A 22403-nucleotide genomic window follows, 5' to 3' on the forward strand; every position below is an offset into this window, starting at 1 on the left:
CATAGTTTCGGCTTATCAGGGATTAGGCGTGTTTGAATTGGAAGAGCTTTGATCTTGTACTTTATCACTAGAAGCGCCTTGATCCTCTCCTTTTGCTTTTAGCTCACCCTTTAGCTTTTTTTGATCGGGAATATCATATATTGATTTTCCAACTACTCCACTTACATAACTCGTTTTTACAGTCTTGTTTGCGCCAGAAACAACCGTGGCAAGAATAGGTAAAGATGAGCTTAAGGCAGAAGCACCCACGCCTATTCCAAATGACGCAACAAACAGCCCCACTGTTATTTTTTCCCCAGTATTAGGTGGTATTTTATATTTTAAATAATTTTCTGCACTGTTATAAATAGTAATACCTGAGCCTGCAACACCACAAGCCAGTGCACCAACACCAAAAATAGCAGAACCTAATGCTGCAGGGGGGAATACAGGAGTTATCGCTGTAGAACCAACAGCAAGTACAGTACTAGTTATAGTGCCAATTCCTAAACCTAATTGAGCAATTTTACGTGTTTTCTGTTTTTTTGTTTCGCCACCTGTAGGCAGTGCAAAACTAATATTATTTTTATGTTCAAAGCATCCTAAGGCTGAATTAACCTCGCTCTTTATCTTTTGCATATACTTAGGCTCTATGCAGTTATTGGCAACAAGTTCGCCCATATTTTCTTTTATTGCTTTATAAAGAGTAACAACCTTTTCTCTTAATATACCAGCATCTACGGTAGAATGTTGCTCTAAGGTACCATTGGTCAAAAAATCGAGAGAATATTGTTTAAAAGCTTCTTTTAACTGCTCAATATAATGAATAGTTTGATTAAATAATATTATATCATCAGTATTTACATTTGGGTTCGTTTGAAGATACACCTCACGTAACTCCATGATATGTCGCCCAAATTTAAATAAATAATCAAGCGCGCCTACTTCCGCGATAACTGATGTAGCTTGTAAATTTAACAAATCCACATAACCTCTAAGCTGTTTTATCTCCTCTTTACGCTCAGGCGGAGTATTCTTTTGTGCTTCCTTAAGCTGATTTTTTAAAAATTCAAATAAACTCCCATTTGGTGCTGATTCAGTTGGACGATTGAATATTTTTAGAGAAATATTTGCCGAACTCCGTCCTGTATCTGGAGTAATGTGTTTTAATGACCAATTTGCTGGATTTATAACCTTGTCTTTAGATATTCTGCTTTCTGGGTTGTTTTCTTTAATAATATCAACTAACTTTTGCAGTTCACCAATAAATTTTTCTTGATAATTCTGAATATAACTCTGGTGATCTTCTTCTAATCTTGCAAAATTAATAGTAATATCTTTACCCATGTATATCTCCTGTACACCTATAATAATCAGTATAGAAAGATCATGGTCAAAATTCAAACAAAGTGAAATAAAGATCGCCATCTTTGTTTGAAGATTCAAATGTTGAGAATGCCCTAAAAAGATATTTTAAGAGAAGTAGCATTATTTTTTGTTGGCTTTATTAATGAGTAACTATGGGCCGAATAAAAAATTTGGAGGATTATTGAATGATTCTTGATCATGTTGGAATTACGGTTTCTAATTATGAGCGCTCCAAAAATTTCTATTGCCATGTTTTAGAACCACTAGATATTACTTTAATCAAAGAACAAAATCAGTGGGCAGGGTTTGGTAAAAAAGATAAACCTGAATTTTGGTTTGGCGAAGGGAAAAAGAGCGATTATTTTAGCCATATTACTTTTGTTGCAGAAAATAAAAAAGCCGTGGAACAGTTTTACACTATAGCGTTGCAACAGGGGGCAACATGCAATGGTGAACCTAAATATAGAACCAATTATTATCCTAATTATTATGGTGCTTTTATTATTGATCCAGATGGTCATTATATAGGAGCAATTCTGCGCGCTTGAGCCCCAAGAACTATTATTTCAGTTGAAATAACCCTTTTGATCTTATATTGTTGCTCCAGAATCTAACATGAATTAGGGAGTTTCATGAAAAATCATTCTGGAGTATTTAGGTTAAGTGACTATCAAGTTCTTGATTATTTAATAAAACATGTTGATTTAGAAATTGATCTTTCTAAAAAACCAGTACAATCAAAAGCTTGCTTGACTATTGAGCCTAATCCCAAATCACAATCTCACTCTGTTAATTTGGAATTAGACGGTGAGAATATGAGCCTGGAATCAATTGCTCTTAATGGGAAAATACTCTCTCCCGAAGAATATGAGCTCACAAAAGACTCTTTAATAATCAAAAACATTCCTCAAGAAAAAGAATTTACACTTGAAACAACAACCCGTTTAGGTGAAAACACTGATTTATTCGGTTTATACGAAACAGAAGGAACAATTCTTGTTAAAGCTGAAACCGAAGGTCTACGACGTGTCTTATATTGCAACGATCGCCCAGATAATTTAGCCACATATAAAACAACCATTATCGCTAAAAAGAAAGACTACCCAGTATTACTCTCTAACGGAACTCTGATAGAGCAAAAAGACTTAAATGAAGGGCTCCATGCAGTAACTTGGCTAGATATGACGCCCAAACCCAGTTATCTTTTTGCTTTGGTCGCAGGAAAACTCCAAAAATCGGTAACTTATTTTAAGACTCGTTCTGATCGTGAGTTACCTATTGAATTTTACGTACCTCCTACTGCCACCGCAAAGTGTGATTTTGCTAAAGAGACATTAAAAGAAGCAATGCGTTGGGAAGAAATCATTTTTAATTTAGAATGTGATTTACCTCAACATATGGTTGCAGGTGTTGATAAATATGCTTCAGGAGCGTCTGAACCTACTGGATTAAATTTGTTTAATACTGCAAATTTATTTGCAACCCCCGAAACGCGTACTGATAATGATATTTTACGCGTATTAGAAGTCGTCGCCCATGAGTATTTTCATTATTGGTCAGGAGATCGCGTTACAATTCGTGACTGGTTTAATTTACCCTTTAAAGAGGGATTAACAACATTTAGGGCCGCCATGCTCCGTGAGCATTTGTTTGGTACCGATTTAATCCGTGTTCTTGATGGTAAAAACCTTGATGAGCGCGCCCCACGTCAAGATACATATACTAATGTGAGAAGTCTCTATACTCCTGCCGCCTATGAAAAAAGCGCTGATATTTTTCGCATGATGATGCTTTCTTTAGGCGAAAAAGATTTTTATACCAGCATGACTCAATTTTTAAAAGAAAATGATGGTGGAGCAGTTACCTTAGAAAATGTATTGGATTCATTAAGCGCATACACCGAAAAAAACATGCGTCCTTTTTTAAAATGGTTTACCGAATCCGGCATTCCGCAAGTAGCTGTTACTGACGAATACAATGCAGAAACAAAACGATATACTTTAAAATTTAAAATTAAAGAAAGCAAAGAACGACCAATACCTATTATGGTAGGACTTCTCAATAGCGATGGTGCAGAAATTCTAAGTGATACTCTAATTACGGTGGATAAAGCTGATATGGAGTTTCATTTTGATAATATTAATTCTCACCCTACCCCATCTTTATTACGCAGTTTTTCAGCACCTATTTCTCTTGAGTTTACTTATAATACTGAGCAATTATTGTTATTAATGCAACATGATACAAATATTTATAATCGGTGCGAAGCTGCGAAAAAATTAATTATACGAATGGTAAGCGATTATTGTTTGGGTAAATCCATGGTGCTTGAACCTCAGTTTTTTCAGGTATATCGTAACGTGCTCAATGAAATCACTCATTCATTAAATTATTGGCTTCTTGCTGAACTCATCGCCATACCCTCAGAAGAAGTTTTATTTGCTGAGTTACAAAATCAGGATTTTGAAAAAATTACGCGGGCCCGTCAATTAATACAAAACCAACTTGCTACGGAATTGAAAGAAGATCTATTGTGCGCGCAAAAAAATTTGGACAAATTACCTACACCTGAAAACTCACCATTTAAGTCATTCGATATATTTGCTGCAGGTCTACGCCGTTTAAAGCATGTGTATCATAATTACCTGCTTTCTGTACAACCAGAAAAAACGGAACAGGAGTTAATTGAACAATTTAATGATTCGTTAGGTAAAAATATGACAGACTGTATGTCAGCATTAAACTTATTGCTTCAGCACAACAGCAGCATATCAGATGAGCTTCTAGAACGCTATTATCACTATTGGCAAGATGATCTAAGCGCAGTTAACTATTGGTTTAATGTTCAAGCTGCAACACATACAAAAAATGCAGTAAAACATGTTGCTCAATTGATGGCGCACCCTGCTTTTGATTTATCCAATCCTAATAAAGTCAATGCATTATTAGGTACATTTATTAAAAATCCATATGGTTTTCATGCTGCATCAGGAAAAGGTTACCAGTTAATTGTTGATGTTATTTTGCAGTTAGAAAAAATAAATCCTACATTAGCTGCTAATTTAACAGAGAAATTTAATAGCTGGGATGAATATGATGATAAACGACAAAAATTAATGTTCAGTCAATTAGAGTTTCTTAGTGCTCATGCTCTAACTGCTGATGTGAGAAACATGGCAAAAAAGGGGTTAGACAAGAAAGGTAAGCTTGATCCTCCGCTACCCCTCAAGCAATTTTTTTTTAGCTCCTCTTCCTTAGGTGGCTTACAGCGCGAAGAAGAAAAGTTATTCATATCATTAAAACCCTTATTTAAGTAAATAAATATGTGTTTCCATGCTCACTTGTACTTCTTTTCTCATTCAACTATGATTATGAAGCTGTTTCCTTTCGCTGTTTCCTTTCGCTGTTTCCTTTCGCTGTTTCATTATATGGAGATTGAAAATGAACAAAAAAAGCTTAATTATTGCCGCTACAGCTGCCGCGTTGTTTACTTCAGGCGTTTATGCCTCTTCCGCCCTCGACAGTAATGGGACTAACACTAACTCCCCCACCAACCTAGCAAAAAATAGCTGTAATGGTAAGAACAGTTGTAGTGGTAAAAACAGCTGCAGTGGCAAAAATAGCTGTAAAGGTAAGAACCATTGTAAAGGCAAAAACTGCTGCAAAGGTAAAAACAGCTGCAAAGGCAAGAACCATTGTAAAAGTAAAAGCAGCTGCAAAGGTTCAAACAAATGCAATGGAAAAAGTAGCTAGTAAGTCATAATATGTCACGTGAATTGATGTCTTAACAAGATATCAATTCACCTATAACAACAGATCTCCCGTCTAGGAAAAGCAGATGGAAAAAAGTACACAAGCCCATCCTAAAAAAAATTTGCCTTTAGGAATGGGATTAGGTTTACGAGCAGAGCATTACAGTTATATTTTAGAGCACACCCCGAAAGTAGAATGGTTTGAAATCCTCACCGAAAATTACTTGGTTGATGGGGGAAATCCTCTTTATTACTTAGATAAAGTGCGCGAAAATTATCCTATTGTGATGCATGGTGTATCATTATCAATTGGTAGCACAGATCCTCTAAACATTGATTATCTTAAGAGAGTAAAACAACTGGCTGATAGGATTCAACCAAAATGGATTTCTGATCACTTATGCTGGACTGGTGTCCATCAACGCAATATGCATGATTTATTACCTCTATCTTATACAGAAAAAAACATCACTCGTATTGTTGAGCGAGTTAAATACGTACAGGATTTTTACCAGCAACAAATACTGCTCGAAAATGTGTCCAGTTATATCACTTACAAAGAATCTGAAATGACTGAATGGGAGTTTCTCTCTGAAATAGCCAATCATGCAGATTGTTTCATTTTATTAGATTTAAATAATATTTATGTAAGCTCCTATAACCATGGCTTTAATCCTGAAAGCTACTTGCAAAACATTCCAGTTGATCGGGTACAACAATTTCATTTGGCTGGACATCTGAATTGTGGCGATTACATTATTGATACACATGATCACCCAGTCATAACGGAAGTCTGGGACCTATACGCCCAAGCGACCAAACGTTTTGGTGACATATCAACGATGATTGAGCGTGATGATCATATTCCGCCGTTTGACGATTTATGGCAAGAATTAGAATATGCAAAAGCAATTAAGCTAAGTAGTTTACTCATTGAAAAAACGGATTTAGCATATGAAAATTACTGAATTACATACTTTATTACAAGACTCTATTCTGACCTCTGAACCACTCATTAATCCTTTTCTTGATTCTCCACCTAAAGGATCTATTGCAGACAGAGTAGCTATCTATGCCGATGGCTTTTACGCACGGCTAGAAGAAGCATTAATGAGCGACTATAGTACATTAGCTGCAGTAATGGGTGAAAATAAATTTAGCCAAATGAGTCAAAGTTATACCCATGCGTATCCATCATACAATTATTCACTCAATAATTTTGGGGAAAATCTCAGTCAATTTTTAACTGAAACTTTACCCTATAAGAAAAAGCCTCATTTAGCTGAAATTGCTGAATTTGAATGGGCTGAATACCAAGCCATTGTAGCTCATGATGCACATTTATTATCTGTAGCCGATTTGCAATCTTTACCATTAAGTCAATGGCCAGAAATGAAATTTCATCTGCATCCTTCATGTAAAATACTTCTCATGCATTGGAATAGTCTTTCTCTTATTAAAGCGTCACGTAGCCATAAATCAATTCCTACTCCCAAGAAGCTTAAAATTCCGCAATTTATACTGATCTGGCGCCATCAACTTGAAGTACGATACCGTAAGCTAGAATGTCCAGAACGAATTATGCTCAATGCAATAATACAAGAAGCATCGTTTATGAATATTTGTGAGATGTTAAGCCATCAGATGCCTGAAGATGAAGTGGCAAATTATCTTGTAAAAGAATTGCATGCTTGGATTCAGGAAAATTGTCTTATAAATAACAGTTAACAAACCTAGTGAAACCTTTGAAAATTCAGCTCCAGGTGCCCATATCTAAGTCATTCATTTTTATTCTAAATGCTTTCTAGTATGTCCCTGTGAAATAACATATTTGGTCTATAATACACTATTAGAATCATCCTGCAATTTGAGAATTGTACGAATGAAATGACGATCTTATTAATGGAATAATTAAAATGAATGCCTTAAAACAAGAAAAAAACTCAAAATCCAAATATCTTGTACATAAAGGGGCTATTTTCTTTACAGCCATTTCCAATGTGACCCTATTTTTGGGGCAAACAGCGTGGCCTTTTTTTGATTTTTTGTTTAGGTTCTGGATTGGTAACAAGATATTAATTGCCGGACTACTACAAGCACACCACTGGAATATCAGCGTATTACTTGCCACGAACGAGTATCCAGTGCCATGGTTAGCTCCCGAATATGAGGCATTCTTAGGAATATTTGTACAACTTGTGGGTGGTGGATGTCTCATTTTGGGTTTATTCACTCGAGCAGGGGCTTTGATGATTCTCATTCTCTCAGTTATGACACAGATATACTATGTTAAACTCGATCTAAATTTACTGTTAATAACCTTAATGATGGGTTACGTATTAAGAGGTCCAGGCCCTTTTTCATTAGATCACTTATTCGAACAAGGCTTAAGTCGTATCGCATTACCCTTTGCAATGAGCATCCATAATTTTTTCAATGTTACTAAACGAGCATCAGATACTATTTATCTTTTAGGTTTACGCATTTGGCTAATGATAATTTGTCTATTACTCGGCAATTATGTCTTACAGATAACCACTAGTGAAATGCAATTGGTTTCTGTTTGGTTACCTTTGCATTCTTTTAGTTTATTGATTAATCATCCAGGTATTTTTATTTTACCCTTATTTTTAGTTCTAGGTGCAGCTACACGATTAATCGCTTTGTTGTTACTTATCTTAATTTGCATCAATCAAGCCCATGCCAGCGAACTTGCTTATGCTCCTTATTGGATGATGATAATGGCTATTTTATTTGTTTCAGGGCCAGGTTTTTTCTCATTTGATCAAATTCTTTTAAGCTTTTTCAAGCGTCGATATCCACAACTCTCCGGGAAACCTGCTTTTACGCTCGATAATTTACCCCATGTGGTAATTATCGGTGGGGGATTTGGTGGCATTGCTTGTGCTAAAGCGCTTCGACATGTGCCAGTTAAAGTTACTCTTGTGGATAAGAATAATTATCATCTTTTCCAACCGCTTTTATATCAAGTTGCTACAGGTAATCTATCTTCTGGAGATATTGCTGTCTCTATTCGCTCAATCTTTCTAGATCAATTTAATGCCCAGGTTTTACTGGGAACAGTAACTTCTATTGATAAAGAGAAACGTCTTATCATTACTGATCAATTTCAATTATCCTATGACTATTTAGTCATTGCCAGCGGAGCAACACATAGTTATTTTGGTAAGGATGTATGGGAACCTTATGCGCCCGGTTTAAAAAGCATTGAAGATGCTATAGCTGTTCGTAGTCGCATTATACAAACATTTGAGAGCGCCGAAATTGCAGAAACCGAAGTTGAGCGACAAAATTTATTGAATTTTGTTATTGTCGGTGGTGGTCCAACTGGGATCGAACTTGCCGGAGCTATTATTGAGCTTGCTCGCTATGGCATGGAAAAAGATTTCAGACATTTTGATCCTGGTAATGCTAATGTCATTTTAATTCAAGCAGCACCTCGATTGCTTCCCGCTTTTTCTGAAAAAAGCTCAGCCAAGGTACAACAATCTTTAGAAGCAATTGGCGTGAAAGTATATACAAATAGCACAGTTGAGCATATTGATGAAATGGGCGTTATAGTAAAAGGTCAGAGAATTTATTCAAAGTCCGTATTTTGGGCTGCTGGTGTAAAAGCCTCTCCTGCCGCACTTTGGCTAGATGTACCAGCAGATAATACTGGACGAGTAATTGTAAATAATGATTTTTCAGTCCCCAACTGCAACAACATTTATGTCATAGGAGACACTGCCTCAGCAAATCTATGGCATGGTAAACCAATGCCTGGACTCGCGCCTGCCGCCAAACAAGGAGGAAAGTTTGTTGCAAAAAAAATTACCGCTCATGTTTATAATAAATCGGCACCTAGTTCTTTTAATTATACTCACTTGGGTAGTCTAGCGACCATCAGCAGGAAAGCATCAATAGTTGAATTCAATCGCTTAAGTTTTTATGGAGAACTTGCATGGTGGTTTTGGGGAGTCATTCATGTGTCATTCCTTGTTGGAGCCCGAAATAAATTTTCTGTTCTATCAAATTGGATATGGTCCTTTTTTACTTTTAGAGCAAATAACTTACTTATAACTTCTGTAAAGACCAAAAAATAGAATTAATTTTTAACGAAAGGATATGCACTAGGCATACGATTTTTTTCGCAATCCTAAAGCCTTGTTAAAAACTCATTATCATTGAGGTATTCTTAAAATACCCCATAATACCTTTTCGGATACCATCTGAAACAAAAGCATTGTATGCTATTCTTTATCAAGTGATCTTGTAGAATTAAGTAAGGATTGTGAAGATAAGTTTGGAACGTGCGATTCTTTTTATCTTATTGTGTTTTATAGCTGCTACAAACACAGTGCTATATGCAGAGCCTTGGTATACTGGCCCTATTTTTGCTCAAGCAGGAAAAACAATTCCCAAAGGTGATACAGTTTTACAGCCTTATTTTTTTGATACTTTCATCATAGGTCATTTCGATAAAAATGGAAACGTAACACATATTCCTTCTTTTCGAACTGTTAATCCAATTTTGGCAATCTATCATGGTCTCACAGATATTCTCGACTGTCAGATCATTGGTTCCTATGATATCAATTCTACCTTAAGGAGAACTTATACTGGTTTTGCTGATACTAATTTGGGTTTAGGCATACAATTACTTGAACAGTCTGATTCTTGGAAACCTAATTTGCGATTTGTGTTAAATGAAAATTTCCCTACGGGTAAGTACGATAATTTTGACCCAAAAGCTAATGGTGTGGAAGGAACAGGATTTGGTTCTTATCAAACTGTGGTTGGACTGGACTTTCAACTTTTAAAGCATTACCAGAAAGAACATTATCTACGCTCTCGTTTGAATTTATATTCAGTTTTCTCCAGCAAAGTATCCGTGCATGGATTTAATATTTATGGTGGTGGCATCAATTCTAAAGGAACTGTTCACCCTGGCCCTCAATATATTATCGATTTGTCATTTGAATATAGTTTGACCCAGAACTGGGTCCCTGTGATGGAGTTTCTTTATCAATTAAATCAAAAAACGACGTTCAATGGCGAAGTGGGTACTACATTAACAAATGAGCCGGCTTTTATTGGTAATAACGCAAGTCAACAATTTTCAATTGCCCCTGCCTTGGAATATAACTTCTCCAAGGATTTGGGTGTTATTGTTGGGTTATGGATTACCTTAGCTGGAAAAAATAGCAATGATTTAATTTCGGGCGTCATCTCGATTAATTATTTTCTTTAACCGCAATAGTGAAGAGCCCAATTAAAATTTATCAAATATTTTCATATGTTCATTTTGTACTATTATTTTGTTTGCTAAAATCTTTGCCATACACTCATGAAATTGTCCTATTAATTTAAGATTAGTTTCTGGTAACTCCTGAATAAACTTTATATTTATTTCGTATAGGGTAGTTGCTTGCGATGCGATTAAAGTTGCACTTCGCTTATTATTAGTATACATAGCCATTTCACCTAATATATTTCCTGAAGCAACAGTTAATACTAATTTACTTCCAATATAAACATAAACCTGACCTCGATGAACAAGTAATACATTAGAAGCATTATCACCCTCATTACAAATAATCTCATCTTGCTTATAGAATTTTGGATGGGATTTTTCTTTAAAAATTTTGACTAATTCTGATGAAAACCCAATATCTAATAGTTGAGTTTCTAATTTTGATTCTTGTAACTCAATATGTGCGTAATTATCCAATAATTGATTTTCGCACCACTGAAATGCATGTTCACGGTCTTTAAAAAACTTTACCCATTGCGCGTTTTTTTTAGGACTTAAGAGAGGAACTATATTTTCATACATAGTATCTGCCATAGAGCAAAAAATAAAAACAATTTTATTTTTTAAGGCAAGCTGTTCTAATCTTTTAAATAGGATGATACATGAAGAGTCCGTATTATTGGTTAACTCAAAATCTAAAATAACATAATGAATATTAGATAATTTCTCTATCGTTTTTTGTATATTGTAAATTGAACCAAAAAATAAAAATCCCTCCAATTTAAAATACTGAATTTCTTCTCTATGCTGGCTTAATATCTCATTTAATTTAGGATGTCTTACAAATGAAGAATGAATAATCGAGCCTGAAAATTGGTATTTAATGGGACTTACCATACTGTAACGAAAAGCAAAAATAATAGTAGAAATCAAAATACCCAATCCTACTGCTACTATGATATTAAAAAATATAGAAGTAACAACAATGAGTAAAATAATTGAGTATTCAGAAACGCTTAATACACGCCATGTTTCAATTAGCCACTCATATAAAAAATTAATAGCGATATAAAATAAATAGGTTCCAATAACAAGTTTTGGCAGGAGCTCTATTGATCCTATGCCTAAAAAAAACACAATGATGGACGGAATAAAAGCGGTAAATCCTGTAATTTTACTTTTGCCTTGTTCTTGGGCGAAACTGGTTGAGGAGATCGAAAGATAACCAACTATTCCCCCAAATAAGCCACTGGCCATATTAGCCTGTCCAGCAATTTTCAATTCTTGGTTTAAATTAATCGACTTTTCTAAAGCAAACTCCAAGCTGCTTACATTAAGTAATAATGCAATAAAGCTCATTAAAATGACTAATCCTATGCAATTTAATAGCTCTAAGGAAAAGAAAAAATGAAATGAGCTCGTATGAATACTTAATGAGGCGTTCATTGAATTAGAACTAAAGGGGCCGAGCAGGAGGCCCTGGGTTTCTGCTTCAGCAATCGTAATATTCATTACATATAGGACAATATAAAATAAAAAAATAAGCAAGAAAAAAACACCTTGCAAAATATATTGACTCTTGAATTTCATTTTAAAAATAAAGATGAGAAATGCGGCAATAAGTGAAGGTAACCAATGCGTGAGTATTTCAGGTGAAAATAATAAAAGCCAGTGATGGTAATCAATTACGTGATTCACTAAAAGATTTAAATTTGCTGAGAAAATCAACCGCCCTGTCGCTGCAAAAAAACCACAAATAACAGGATAAGGTAAATAGCGAATAATATTGCCTAGTTCAAATTTACCCACCAAATAAAATATAACTCCTGTAATAAAAGTGGTAAAACCTATTATGAACAACGTAGTCATAAAAATGGCTTCTGAATTTAATCCAACGGGCAAATTTTGATAAATAATAACTGCTAATGTAGCATAGAGTATGGCTGCTTCGTCTTGGAGTTGGGCTATGGCAAAACCAATCTTCGAGCGTAATAAACTGTTTGTTCCGATAATAATCGATGATAGGATAAATAATTTGACTACTACTGGCATATATTGACTCAATACGCCTTGATAGATAATCGAAGAAAAAGCAATTAACGAAATAACATTATCGATACCTATAATCAGTCCTGCAGTGCTTGCGGTAATAAGTTGACTTCGTGTCATTCAAGCTATCCTAAAAGGTTTGTATTTATTTTGAGAGTAAAAGATTTTGCTGATTCCGGCAAATTTATCCATCCCACAAATTGAGATTGGACAAAGCAACAATACATGTATATATATAATACATATAGATTAAAATACGATGTTTATGTTGCAAACAAAACCTATTACTGAGATTTATAGCCAAAATAATCAAGAATTACTACAAAATATTTGGCAACGAACGCCTATTAAAATTAATGGCCTAACCAAAAACTGGTGTGCATTGTCATGGAACTTTAATTTTCTTGTACATCGTTATGGTACTAGAAAAATTAAAATACTATTGAATTTACCTCAATATACTGGTGTATTAAAAGGTGGCCAAGAACTGTATGAGCAAGAAATGCTGTTCTCAGAGTTTGTCCAAAAGATCCTAGAGGATAATACTTCACCTTGTTATCTTGCTTATTCTAAACTGACGGATTTACTAGCAGAAGAACAACAATCATTTGATTTTCATCAAATAATTCCTTGTACTGACTATCCAACCAGTACAAGACTTTGGATTGGTTCAGCAAATACTTGTTCTGGATTACATACAGATCTAAAAGATAATATTTTTGCTCAGATTTTAGGAACTAAACGGGTCATACTGATACCAACTAATAATACACATTTGGTTTATCCTTTTCTTGATAATATTGTCAATAGTCAAGTTGATCCTGAGCGTCTTGATGCAATTAAATTTCCTAAATTCTCTAAAGCGACCATTTATGAAACTACAGTTGGTCCTGGTGACATCTTATTTATTCCACGAGGATGGTGGCATTACCTCCGCTCCGAATCCCCATCTATTTCAATTAATCATTGGTTCGGAAAGCCAGTTTCAGCTTTAAACTATCTTGCTTTGCTCCTAAGATTAGGACCTGCTTATATAAGCAGAACAATGATCGATTTTTTTAGGTATGGTCTTTTGCAGAAATCATATAAAAAAGAATTTTTCTTTACACCTATTTCTACAGGTGAACGATTTTACCATTGGCTTCGATATGGAGATTTTTCAAAAGAAAATGATCCTAGCGATTAACACCGGAGGAAAATTCTGTGAATATTAGTCCAACAGTTCTATCCTATAATGAATGGGATCCCCTAGAAGAGGTTATTGTAGGAGTTATGTTTGGGGCAGCAGTTCCAGAATGGCATGTCACTTTAGAAGCTACAGTCCCTAAAAGCAATAAAACATATTTTCAAAATAATGCGGGTGATAGTTTTCTGCAAACTTATATAGAGCAAGCTGAAATTGAATTAAATATTTTGGCTAAGACTCTAGAAAATGAAGGGGTCATAGTTAAACGGCCAAGCTTGATTGATCATCGCATGCAATTCGCAACTCCTAATTGGCAAAGTGCTGGCGGTTTATATAGTGCTATGCCCCGAGATATTTTAATGGTTATTGGAGATACCATTATCGAAGCCCCTATGGCATGGCGCTCTCGTTATTTTGAATTTGGAGCATACCGTCCACTGCTTAAGGAGTATTTTTTAAAAGGAGCAAAATGGTTAACAGGACCAAAACCGCAACTACTAGATGAACTTTACAATGAAAATTTTGATCGCCATGATCCACTAGGAACATCTAACTACGCTGTTACTGAATTTGAACCTGTTTTTGATGCAGCAGATTTCATTCGTTGTGGAAAGGATATTTTTGTACAAAAAAGCCATGTTACAAATCAGATGGGCATTGATTGGTTAACAAGACACATTGGCAATGAATACCGAGTTCATGTTATCGAGATTTCTGATTCTTCTCCTATGCATATTGATGCTTCTTTTATGCCTTTAGCACCTGGAAAATTATTAATTAATCCTATGCGAGTTAAAAAAATACCAAAACAATTTGCAAATTGGGAGGTTCGTAGTGCTCCAAAATCTACAATTCCATCATCCCATCTTCTATATATGTCCTCGTCTTGGATCAGTATGAATGTGTTAATGCTGAATCCGAAAACAGTTATTGTTGAGAAACAAGAACAACCATTGATTGATCTTTTGTTATCCTGGGGATTTGATATTATTGCATTGGAGTTTCGTAATGTGATGCGATTTGGTGGAGCTTTTCATTGTGTGACCTGTGATATACGTAGACGTGGAATCTTGCAATCTTATTTTTAATGAGGTGGTAGCAAAGTAATGAGAAACAAACATGTGGTGATTACAGGAGGGGTTTCTGGTATCGGTTCCGCTATAATCGATAGGTGTTACTCTGAAGGTGCTAAAGTTTGTTGTATTGATATCCAAGCTAATAGTCATCCTAAAGCAGATATTTCTTTTCAGTGTGATATTTCTAATGAAGCTCAAGTGGAACAAGCATTTAAACAGATTAAAGAAACTTGGCAAAATTTAGATATTCTTATTAATAATGCCGGGATTAGCATTCGTGAATCATTTTTAAAAACAACAGCTAAACATTGGGATCACACCCTCGCGGTCAATCTTACTGGCCCATTTTTAGTTACCAAAGCGGCTATGTCCATTATGGCTACCGGTACTATTATTAATATTGCTTCTGTAAGTGGTATTGTTGGGATGCCAAATTATTTAAGTTATAATGTTAGTAAAGCAGGTTTAATCGAGCTGACAAAAACATTAGCGCTTGAGCTGGCGCCTAATTTTCGCGTTAATGCCATTTGCCCTGGTTATGTTTTAACCCCTATGCAAGAAAAAGAATATTCGACTGAAGCTCTGATGGAGTGCGCTAAGAAAATCCCCTTACAGCGATTAAGCAGGCCTGAAGAAATAGCAGCACTTGTTAGCTATTTATGTTCAGATGAAGCGAGGTTTATCACAGGACAATCTTTAATTATAGATGGGGGAGAGTTGGCAGGAGGACTCGCAAGTCGATGATTTCGACAATATAAACTGAATTTGTACATTACTAATTAATAGGTAATTATGCCCAACGCCAATAAACAAATTAGGTAATAGCTCAGCAAGTTAGGATTGCCTAAAAGAGTTCTTTCAGGAGTGACTACAAGTTACTTGGGTTTGAGGAAATACAAAGTATTTCTTATTATGCCGTCTTAGTACCTATCCGGGAAATTACTATAGGCATATGAGTCTTTCTGGGGACCGAAACCAAACCCGTATAAGTTAATGCTACAAACGATATTCATTTGAACCCACTGGGAGCAACTGTAAGTCTTCTTTTATATCTTGTATGCTATATTTTATGTTTCTATCTGTTTTGGACAAATGTATATTATGTTTTGTATTTTCATCGATGAGGAACAAATGGTTCATCGCATATGAGAGACAAATACCTTGTACTCGAGTATTGTAGGTTTTTTTTATGGCCTCGAGCAACCCTTTGCTTTCCTCAGTGAGTGTGACTTCAAGTTTTTTAATTAAATCACTAAGCATCGATAGTGAACCACCAATATTTTTTGATATTATCTCATGAGCAATTTCTTCATCTTTTCTTTTTCGAATTTCATCATAAACGCTCAAAATTTTCATAAAAAGACAACCTGATTGTTTCTTCAAAATAGGCTTTTTATTATTGTTCATTATATTAAAAATTTTCGCCAATACCCCTGATTGTTCAAGCAAAACAGGATAATTTGCCAATACATTATTCCCCATTATATTAAAAATCTGACTTGCAATGTATTGAGCCAAAAACTCTGAGCTTAGAACATTTCGTGAATCACCATCAAAATGTTTATTAAATTTTCTCATATCACTGTAGGTAAATGCCATGATTAATTTCTACTTAAATATTTAGTAATTGACTTAGACTCTAAAAGTCTTAAAAGAGCACATATTTTAAACACCAACTATTAAGATAACATTAACTCAAAACGACCTCATTCGTTGAACGAATTGTATAAATGGCCAAGATGATGAAATTTAATCCTAGGCTCCTGAGAGATCCACACGAATAATTACGTTAATAAAAAGAAAATTGAAGTTGCAGGGCCATTACGATCAAATAACGTTTACACACTATAAGATAATTATTTAATTCTGAAGAAGTAAAAGATCGAACCAAACATCAAAACTGCGATTTGGAATGGAGTCCTAAGCAGCAATTTGAGCACTGCTGCTTAAACATAATGTTAGTGACAACTACTGATCACCTTAAAACTCTTTTGCTATTTTATTCATGATCTGGATGTACTACAAAAATACCTGGCGCATTGCGAAGATATTCGTTGTAATCCATGCCATAACCAAATATATAATGATCTTCGACTTCTAAACCGACAAAATCAGCTTTTGATAAGCCATTTGCTACGCGTTTACGATATTTGTCTACCAAAACAGCACTGTATACTTTTGCTGCACCTAATTCCTTGATTTCAGAAATAATTGTTGCCAAAGTAACGCCACCATCAAGGATATCATCAACAACAAGCACTGTACGTCCTTTTAAATTCGTTGATGGCCTTACCTTCCAAACTATCTCATTGCCAATTAGCCCGCCTCTATAACGAGTCGCATGTACATAATCTACTTCCAAAGGAAAATCTAAACGCGGCAATAAATTACCTAAAAGAACCAAGCCTCCTACCATAACACAAACAAGAACTGGATTTTCAGCTTGTAATTCTTTGTGAATATTAATCGCCATTCGATCTAGAGCTGCCTCAACCTCGTTTGTCGTATACAAACAAGTTGATTTCTCGTAAACATCTTTGATTTTATCTGGAATAGTCATTGTAAATCCCCTAGGCAAAATTGGTTTTCGCTAAATATTTATTAATCTTTTATTTTTCCTGTTCCAGGAAAAGGGCTAACTTTGTTGCCATAGCCTGGATTATCTTTGACTTTGGCTGTTCCTTGTTTTGTTACTTCATCGATACGGTAAATTGAATGCATGGGAATAAATGTTCGCTTTACACCATTAAATTCAATTTTTAATCGCTCTTCGGAAGGATCAACAACCAATGAGGTTTGCTCACCGAACACGAGTTCTTCAACTTCGAGAAACCCAAATATATCACTTTCCTTCACAGATCGCGCATAAATTTCATAAATTGCTTCTTGATTAGCAAAAGTGATTCTGAATATTGTTTTCTTATTCATAAAACTAACCTTATCTTATGAGAATATGAAGTATACAAAAACACAGGTACTCTGTTCAAATTAAATTAACTCAGGTATGGGATAAAACGATACCTTACTTATTTTGTAACCATAGGTTGTAATTCGCATTTCATTAGAGAACTGCTACTCTTTAAATGATCAAGAACTATTTTAATTTCTGATGATGAGAATAAGATATTAGTAATTATTGAGGCAATATATCATGACGCAAAGCTCACAAGAACAAGCAGAAGTAGTTCCTTTAAATAAAATGATTTTTTTTCAAAATCTGGCGTTAGGACAACAACAATCACATTTCATCGATCATTTTAAATCAGAATGTATTGCCTTTGAAAATAATGAAGAAATAAAAAAACAACGTGAGCAACTCCTTCTACAGTATCCCCCTATTCTTTCTTTTCATGACGAGTATCAGGAAAAAATATTTTATGAAAATGAAATCAAAAATCATCAGCAATTTTGTTGTGGTAAAATAACTCCAATAAGTATTGCATCTATAAGTGATATTGTTTTTTCATCTAAAGATAGTTACGTATTTTCTCCTGGGAACGGTAAATTTTATACAGGAAGCCAAAAAGCGATCGTTGAAAATTTAAAGCAAGATATTAGTCAAGCGTCTTTTGGTAGCTCTGATCAAAATGTATTAATGAACAGCTTAAAAACATTCGATGCTACAGTATCGCAACGAAGCCAATCTAATACATCAGTAGAAATAGATGCCCCTCCATTACCTGAATTAAAAAGTCCTAGTCCATTTAATATGAATTTAAAACCCAAAGAGTAGTTAAAAAAATAAGTAGTGAGATCAGCGCAAACTTTAAATTAAATCGGCTGTAATGGCGCTTCATAATCTTTTATTGATTTTATTTGCGGTGATGGCTCAATGAGTTGGTATTTTTGTGCAATATAACAATAAAATCCCGATGGAAACGGCCAAAGCATTTTACCTATTTCATCTAAAAACGTGAATTTTTTAATGAGTGTAGGATTACTTACCGGAGGAATATAGCAAAAACTACTTAGAGAGTGTTGTCGATAACCTCTTTGTAAAAATACTCTATTAAGGTTAAAAGGCGTACGCATTTTAACTTTGGGATCGCTATAACAATGGAGCAACCCCATTTTCATCGCACCACCCCATAAACTCCAAGGGTTAATACCTAATAAAATAACAAAACCCATAGGACTAAGTACACGATCAATTTCATCAATAAGGCTAAAACTGCCTCCGAAAGGCTCTAATGTAAGTGGTGCAATAATACAATCTATACTATTACGCTCTAAAGGAAGTTGATTTAAAGCACATTCTATTTGAGTCTTTTTGTTGGCCAAATAAAAGGGGGAAGCAATCCATTTATGCATGTAATTAAATTTTTTTAACCAGGGATTATCACCACAATTTCCTAATTGCAATAATATCTCACCATATGAATACCCCATCGTAGAATCCAGATTAACCAAAAACTCATGGGCAGTAAAATGCCCCAAAGGCGAATGGAACCATTTATTCAGGGCGCGATATTGTTTTATTTGACGTTCAATCAACAAAATAATGCCTTTTAAAATAGTTAATCCTGAATTAAACTACAATACAACGAGTTTTAGGTGCATACAATCAATTTTATTTATTAGACCAAATTAGGTCTGTTGACAATTGATCTCCTCTACTCTGTACTACATCTTATATGGACAACCAACTTTGCAAGAACCATTATTGATCAGCTCATTTGGCTCTTGTGTTATAAAGAGCAGATTGAAACTCGTGCTTTTATTGAATGCATTAACTATAGTTAATATTATTATAAAGCTAATTGGAATTTATGTTAGGAAGCGATGAATTTAAATTATATGGTATAGGACAGCTTTTTGTCTTAGAGAAACTTTTAGAAAAATCTAAGGCCATAGAGTTTTATAAGCTTGCCGATGCTGAAAAAATTTCTTTAGTTCAATATCTTGTTAAAAACAATATATTATCTGCGACCCAAATTGCCCTCACAGCATCACAAAATTTTGGTGTGCCTATGCTGGATCTCGATTGTATTGATGTAGAAACGCTTCCTACAAGTTTAGTGAGTGAGACATTAATCCGTCGTCATTCAATGCTTCCGTTATTTTGTCGAGGAAATCATTTATATTTAGCCACTGACGATCCAAGCAAACAAACCTCACTGAAAGAAATCCAATTTCAAACTGGACTTAATACTTATGCAATTGTAGTAGAAACAGACAAGCTCAACGTTCTAATTGATCATTTGCTCACCACTAAAGAAAACCAATGTTTATCCGAATTTGTTGGCGATACTAATGAGATTGATGGACTCATTATTAATGAAGAAGAAGAGCATGATGTCAATGCACCCATCTCGATAACAGAAGATGCTCCAATCGTTAAATTTGTTAATAAGATTCTTCTTGATGCCATTAAACAAGGAGCCTCTGATATTCATTTTGAGCCTTATGATAAAGAATATCGTATACGATATCGCCAAGATGGAATTTTACATGAAATAGCAACTCCACCTGCAAGATTAGCAGCCAGAATTACTGCTCGCATCAAAATTATGTCTTGTTTAGATATTTCTGAAAGACGGATTCCACAAGATGGTGGTTTTAAAATGAAATTATCTAAAACAAGAACCATCGATTTTCGTGTTAGCACCTGCCCTACTATTGCTGGTGAAAAAGTAGTAACTCGTATTCTTGATTCCGGTTCGGTTAAATTAGGTATTGAAGCTTTAGGTTTTAGCCCACTGCAAAGAGATCATTTTATCCATTCCATTCAACGTCCTCAAGGCATGATTTTGGTTACCGGACCTACAGGAAGCGGTAAAACTGTTACGTTGTATTCCGCATTAAATATACTTAATACTAAAGAAGTGAATATCTCCACCGCTGAGGATCCTGTAGAAATTAAAATGCCTGGCATTAATCAAGTTAACATTAATCTTAAGGCGGGATTAACATTCTCTAATGCCCTACGATCTTTTTTGCGTCAAGACCCCGACATCATTATGGTGGGGGAGATACGTGACTTGGAAACAGCAGAAATAGCAATTAAAGCATCACAAACAGGACATTTAGTCCTTTCAACCTTGCATACGAATAGTGCTTCTGAAACATTAAATCGTTTAGTGAATATGGGAATTCCAACGTTTAATATCACTAGTTCCGTCACCCTCATTATCGCGCAGCGTCTGGCTCGTAAATTATGTGAGCATTGTAAAATTTTAAGAGATGACTTCACTAAATCTGGATTACTCGAATTAGGCTTTACAGAATCAGACGTACAAGAAATCAAGTTATACAAAGCCGTAGGTTGTAATAAATGTACTGGCGGATACCGAGGAAGAATTGGATTATTTGAAGTATTACCTATGACTAAAACCATAGGTCAGTTAATCATGTCAGGAGGTAATGCTCTTGATATTCTAAAAGCAGCACAAGACGAAGGCATGCTAACTATTTACCAATCTGGACTTGAAAAGATAAAACATGGTATTACAACTATAGAGGAGGTCAATCGGGTAACCGTTGATTAACTGCATAAAAAATGAAAAAAAATGCAAATACCACTTTAACTTTTCATTACATAGGAATTAATAAAGCTTCTCAAAAAATCAATGGGGATATTGAAGCGAGAAGCCTTGCTTTAGCTAAAGTAGAACTACGTAGACAAGGGATTATTATTAGCAAAATTGTCAAAAAACGTACCCCTTTTTTCAAACGAAAAAGCAGAAAAGTTAAATCTTCAGACATTACTGTGTTTAGCCGTCAATTAGCTACAATGATTGAATCAGGCATCCCTTTGGTTCAATCTTTTGATATTGTAGCAAAAGGACAAACTAACAAGCGGCTCAAAGAGTTAATTGAACACATTAAACACGATGTGGAAACAGGATTGACACTTTCTGAAGCCTTAAAAAAGCATCCTTCTCATTTTAATGATTTATTTTGCAATTTGGTCGACGCTGGCGAAAAATCAGGTTCTCTCGATATCATGTTGAATAAAATCGCTACTTATAAAGAAAAAATAGAAACCATAAAAAAGAAAATCAAAAAAGCACTAACCTATCCTATAGCAGTGATCATTGTAGCCCTTATTGTTACGGCGGGATTACTAATTTTTGTGGTACCTCAGTTTGAAGCCTTATTTAAAGGTTTTGGTGCAGATTTGCCTATGATGACAAAAGCGGTAGTAAACCTTTCTAATTTTTTCCAATCCTATTGGTATCTTATTTTTGGATCATTAATTGGGGCTGTTTACGCTTTTATTTATGCAATAAAACACTCCCCAAAATTTGCTCAAAATATAGACAAAGCCTTATTAAAAATACCTATAATTGGCCCCATCATTGAAAAAGCTGCGATTGCTCGTTTTGCAAGAACATTGTCAATTACTTTCGCTGCAGGACTGCCTCTGGTTGAAGCACTTAAATCAGTAGCAGGTGCAACAGGGAACATTATTTTTTCTAACGCAACAAATAAAATCAGAGAAGAAGTATCTACTGGGCAACAAATGAATAAGGCTATGGAAAATACTCAATTATTTCCAAATATGGTAATTCAAATGGTTGCTATAGGTGAAGAATCAGGTGCGTTGGAAAGAATGCTAAGCAAAGTTGCTGATTTTTATGAAGAAGATGTTGATAATGCTGTAGACTCACTCAGTAGTTTACTAGAACCTATAATTATGACTATTTTGGGAGTTCTAGTGGGAGGCCTTGTAGTTTCAATGTATTTGCCAATTTTTAAATTAGGTGCTGCAATATAAGAGTTTCTCATCAATA

General features: G+C 34.9%; 19 protein-coding genes. 13 read left to right on the forward strand and 6 right to left on the reverse strand.

Translation table 11 applies throughout. From position 1 onward, the window contains the following. Nucleotides 1-15 precede the first annotated feature (15 nt). Nucleotides 16-1326 (reverse strand): hypothetical protein, encoded by a 1311-nt coding sequence (locus Lsan_RS13020; protein ID WP_058514659.1) that lies wholly within the window; start codon nt 1324-1326, stop codon nt 16-18. A 206-nt stretch (nt 1327-1532) separates the two neighbouring features. Between Lsan_RS13020 and Lsan_RS13025 the strand changes: the two genes are divergently transcribed. From Lsan_RS13025 to Lsan_RS13050, 7 genes are all read left to right on the forward strand, one after another. Then, on the forward strand, nt 1533-1895 hold the full coding sequence (locus tag Lsan_RS13025; RefSeq protein WP_058514660.1) for a VOC family protein: 363 nt from the start codon (nt 1533-1535) through the stop codon (nt 1893-1895). An 84-nt stretch (nt 1896-1979) separates the two neighbouring features. Next, nucleotides 1980-4664, forward strand: a complete 2685-nt coding sequence (pepN, locus tag Lsan_RS13030) for an aminopeptidase N (protein WP_058514661.1) — start codon at nt 1980-1982, stop codon at nt 4662-4664. A gap of 257 nt (nt 4665-4921) precedes the next feature. After that, entirely contained in the window at nt 4922-5110 is a 189-nt protein-coding gene (locus tag Lsan_RS22650) for a hypothetical protein (RefSeq protein ID WP_193392712.1), read from the forward strand. A 75-nt stretch (nt 5111-5185) separates the two neighbouring features. Beyond that, complete coding sequence (gene bufB / locus Lsan_RS13035) at nt 5186-6067, forward strand: MNIO family bufferin maturase (protein ID WP_058514662.1); 882 nt, start codon at nt 5186-5188, stop codon at nt 6065-6067. Continuing rightward, a complete protein-coding gene (locus tag Lsan_RS13040) occupies nt 6054-6827 on the forward strand; it encodes an HvfC/BufC N-terminal domain-containing protein (protein WP_058514663.1) in 774 nt (257 codons plus the stop codon). The genes bufB and Lsan_RS13040 overlap by 14 nt, the downstream gene beginning before the upstream one ends. A 188-nt stretch (nt 6828-7015) precedes the next feature. Further along, a complete protein-coding gene (locus Lsan_RS13045) occupies nt 7016-9205 on the forward strand; it encodes an FAD-dependent oxidoreductase (protein ID WP_065236307.1) in 2190 nt (729 codons plus the stop codon). A gap of 188 nt (nt 9206-9393) precedes the next feature. Next, nucleotides 9394-10353: a transporter gene (locus Lsan_RS13050; protein WP_162265608.1), complete on the forward strand. Its 960-nt coding sequence runs from the start codon at nt 9394-9396 to the stop codon at nt 10351-10353. 21 nt (nt 10354-10374) lie between these two features. On the opposite strand, the gene Lsan_RS13055 is transcribed toward Lsan_RS13050, so the two are convergent. Continuing rightward, a complete protein-coding gene (locus tag Lsan_RS13055; RefSeq protein ID WP_058514665.1) occupies nt 10375-12525 on the reverse strand; it encodes a SulP family inorganic anion transporter in 2151 nt (716 codons plus the stop codon). A gap of 145 nt (nt 12526-12670) precedes the next feature. Here Lsan_RS13055 and Lsan_RS13060 point away from each other — a divergent pair, with 145 nt between their 5' ends. From Lsan_RS13060 to Lsan_RS13070, 3 genes are read left to right on the forward strand one after another with little or no spacing between them, the layout of a single operon-like run. Further along, nucleotides 12671-13591 carry a cupin-like domain-containing protein gene (locus Lsan_RS13060; RefSeq protein WP_162265609.1) on the forward strand — a complete coding sequence of 307 codons (921 nt, stop codon included), beginning with the start codon at nt 12671-12673 and terminating at the stop codon, nt 13589-13591. Nucleotides 13592-13608: 17 nt separating this feature from the next. Continuing rightward, nucleotides 13609-14679: an amidinotransferase gene (locus tag Lsan_RS13065; RefSeq protein ID WP_058514667.1), complete on the forward strand. Its 1071-nt coding sequence runs from the start codon at nt 13609-13611 to the stop codon at nt 14677-14679. 18 nt (nt 14680-14697) lie between these two features. Next, the gene (locus Lsan_RS13070) at nt 14698-15411 is read left to right on the forward strand and encodes an SDR family NAD(P)-dependent oxidoreductase (RefSeq protein ID WP_058514668.1); all 714 of its coding nucleotides are present in this window, start codon (nt 14698-14700) and stop codon (nt 15409-15411) included. A 252-nt stretch (nt 15412-15663) separates the two neighbouring features. Here the strand turns inward: Lsan_RS13070 and Lsan_RS13075 are convergent, their stop codons facing one another. From Lsan_RS13075 to Lsan_RS13085, 3 genes are all read right to left on the reverse strand, one after another. Further along, nucleotides 15664-16266: a hypothetical protein gene (locus Lsan_RS13075; RefSeq protein WP_058514669.1), complete on the reverse strand. Its 603-nt coding sequence runs from the start codon at nt 16264-16266 to the stop codon at nt 15664-15666. Between the two features lie 400 nt (nt 16267-16666). Next, a complete protein-coding gene (locus tag Lsan_RS13080) occupies nt 16667-17227 on the reverse strand; it encodes a hypoxanthine-guanine phosphoribosyltransferase (protein WP_058514670.1) in 561 nt (186 codons plus the stop codon). 41 nt (nt 17228-17268) lie between these two features. Next, a complete protein-coding gene (locus Lsan_RS13085; RefSeq protein ID WP_058514671.1) occupies nt 17269-17595 on the reverse strand; it encodes a DUF1820 family protein in 327 nt (108 codons plus the stop codon). Between the two features lie 223 nt (nt 17596-17818). Here Lsan_RS13085 and Lsan_RS13090 point away from each other — a divergent pair, with 223 nt between their 5' ends. Continuing rightward, a complete protein-coding gene (locus tag Lsan_RS13090) occupies nt 17819-18400 on the forward strand; it encodes a protein kinase family protein (protein ID WP_058514672.1) in 582 nt (193 codons plus the stop codon). A gap of 38 nt (nt 18401-18438) precedes the next feature. Here the strand turns inward: Lsan_RS13090 and Lsan_RS13095 are convergent, their stop codons facing one another. Further along, nucleotides 18439-19164 (reverse strand): methyltransferase domain-containing protein, encoded by a 726-nt coding sequence (locus Lsan_RS13095; RefSeq protein WP_058514673.1) that lies wholly within the window; start codon nt 19162-19164, stop codon nt 18439-18441. A 272-nt stretch (nt 19165-19436) separates the two neighbouring features. Between Lsan_RS13095 and pilB the strand changes: the two genes are divergently transcribed. Together pilB and Lsan_RS13105 are read left to right on the forward strand one after the other, a co-directional pair. Beyond that, on the forward strand, nt 19437-21155 hold the full coding sequence (gene pilB, locus Lsan_RS13100; protein WP_058514674.1) for a type IV-A pilus assembly ATPase PilB: 1719 nt from the start codon (nt 19437-19439) through the stop codon (nt 21153-21155). An 11-nt stretch (nt 21156-21166) separates the two neighbouring features. Beyond that, nucleotides 21167-22387: a type II secretion system F family protein gene (locus Lsan_RS13105; RefSeq protein WP_058514675.1), complete on the forward strand. Its 1221-nt coding sequence runs from the start codon at nt 21167-21169 to the stop codon at nt 22385-22387. The last annotated feature ends 16 nt before the right edge of the window (nt 22388-22403 follow it).

It is taken from the genome of Legionella santicrucis, assembly GCF_001468135.1.
GTDB classification, from domain to species: domain Bacteria; phylum Pseudomonadota; class Gammaproteobacteria; order Legionellales; family Legionellaceae; genus Legionella; species Legionella santicrucis.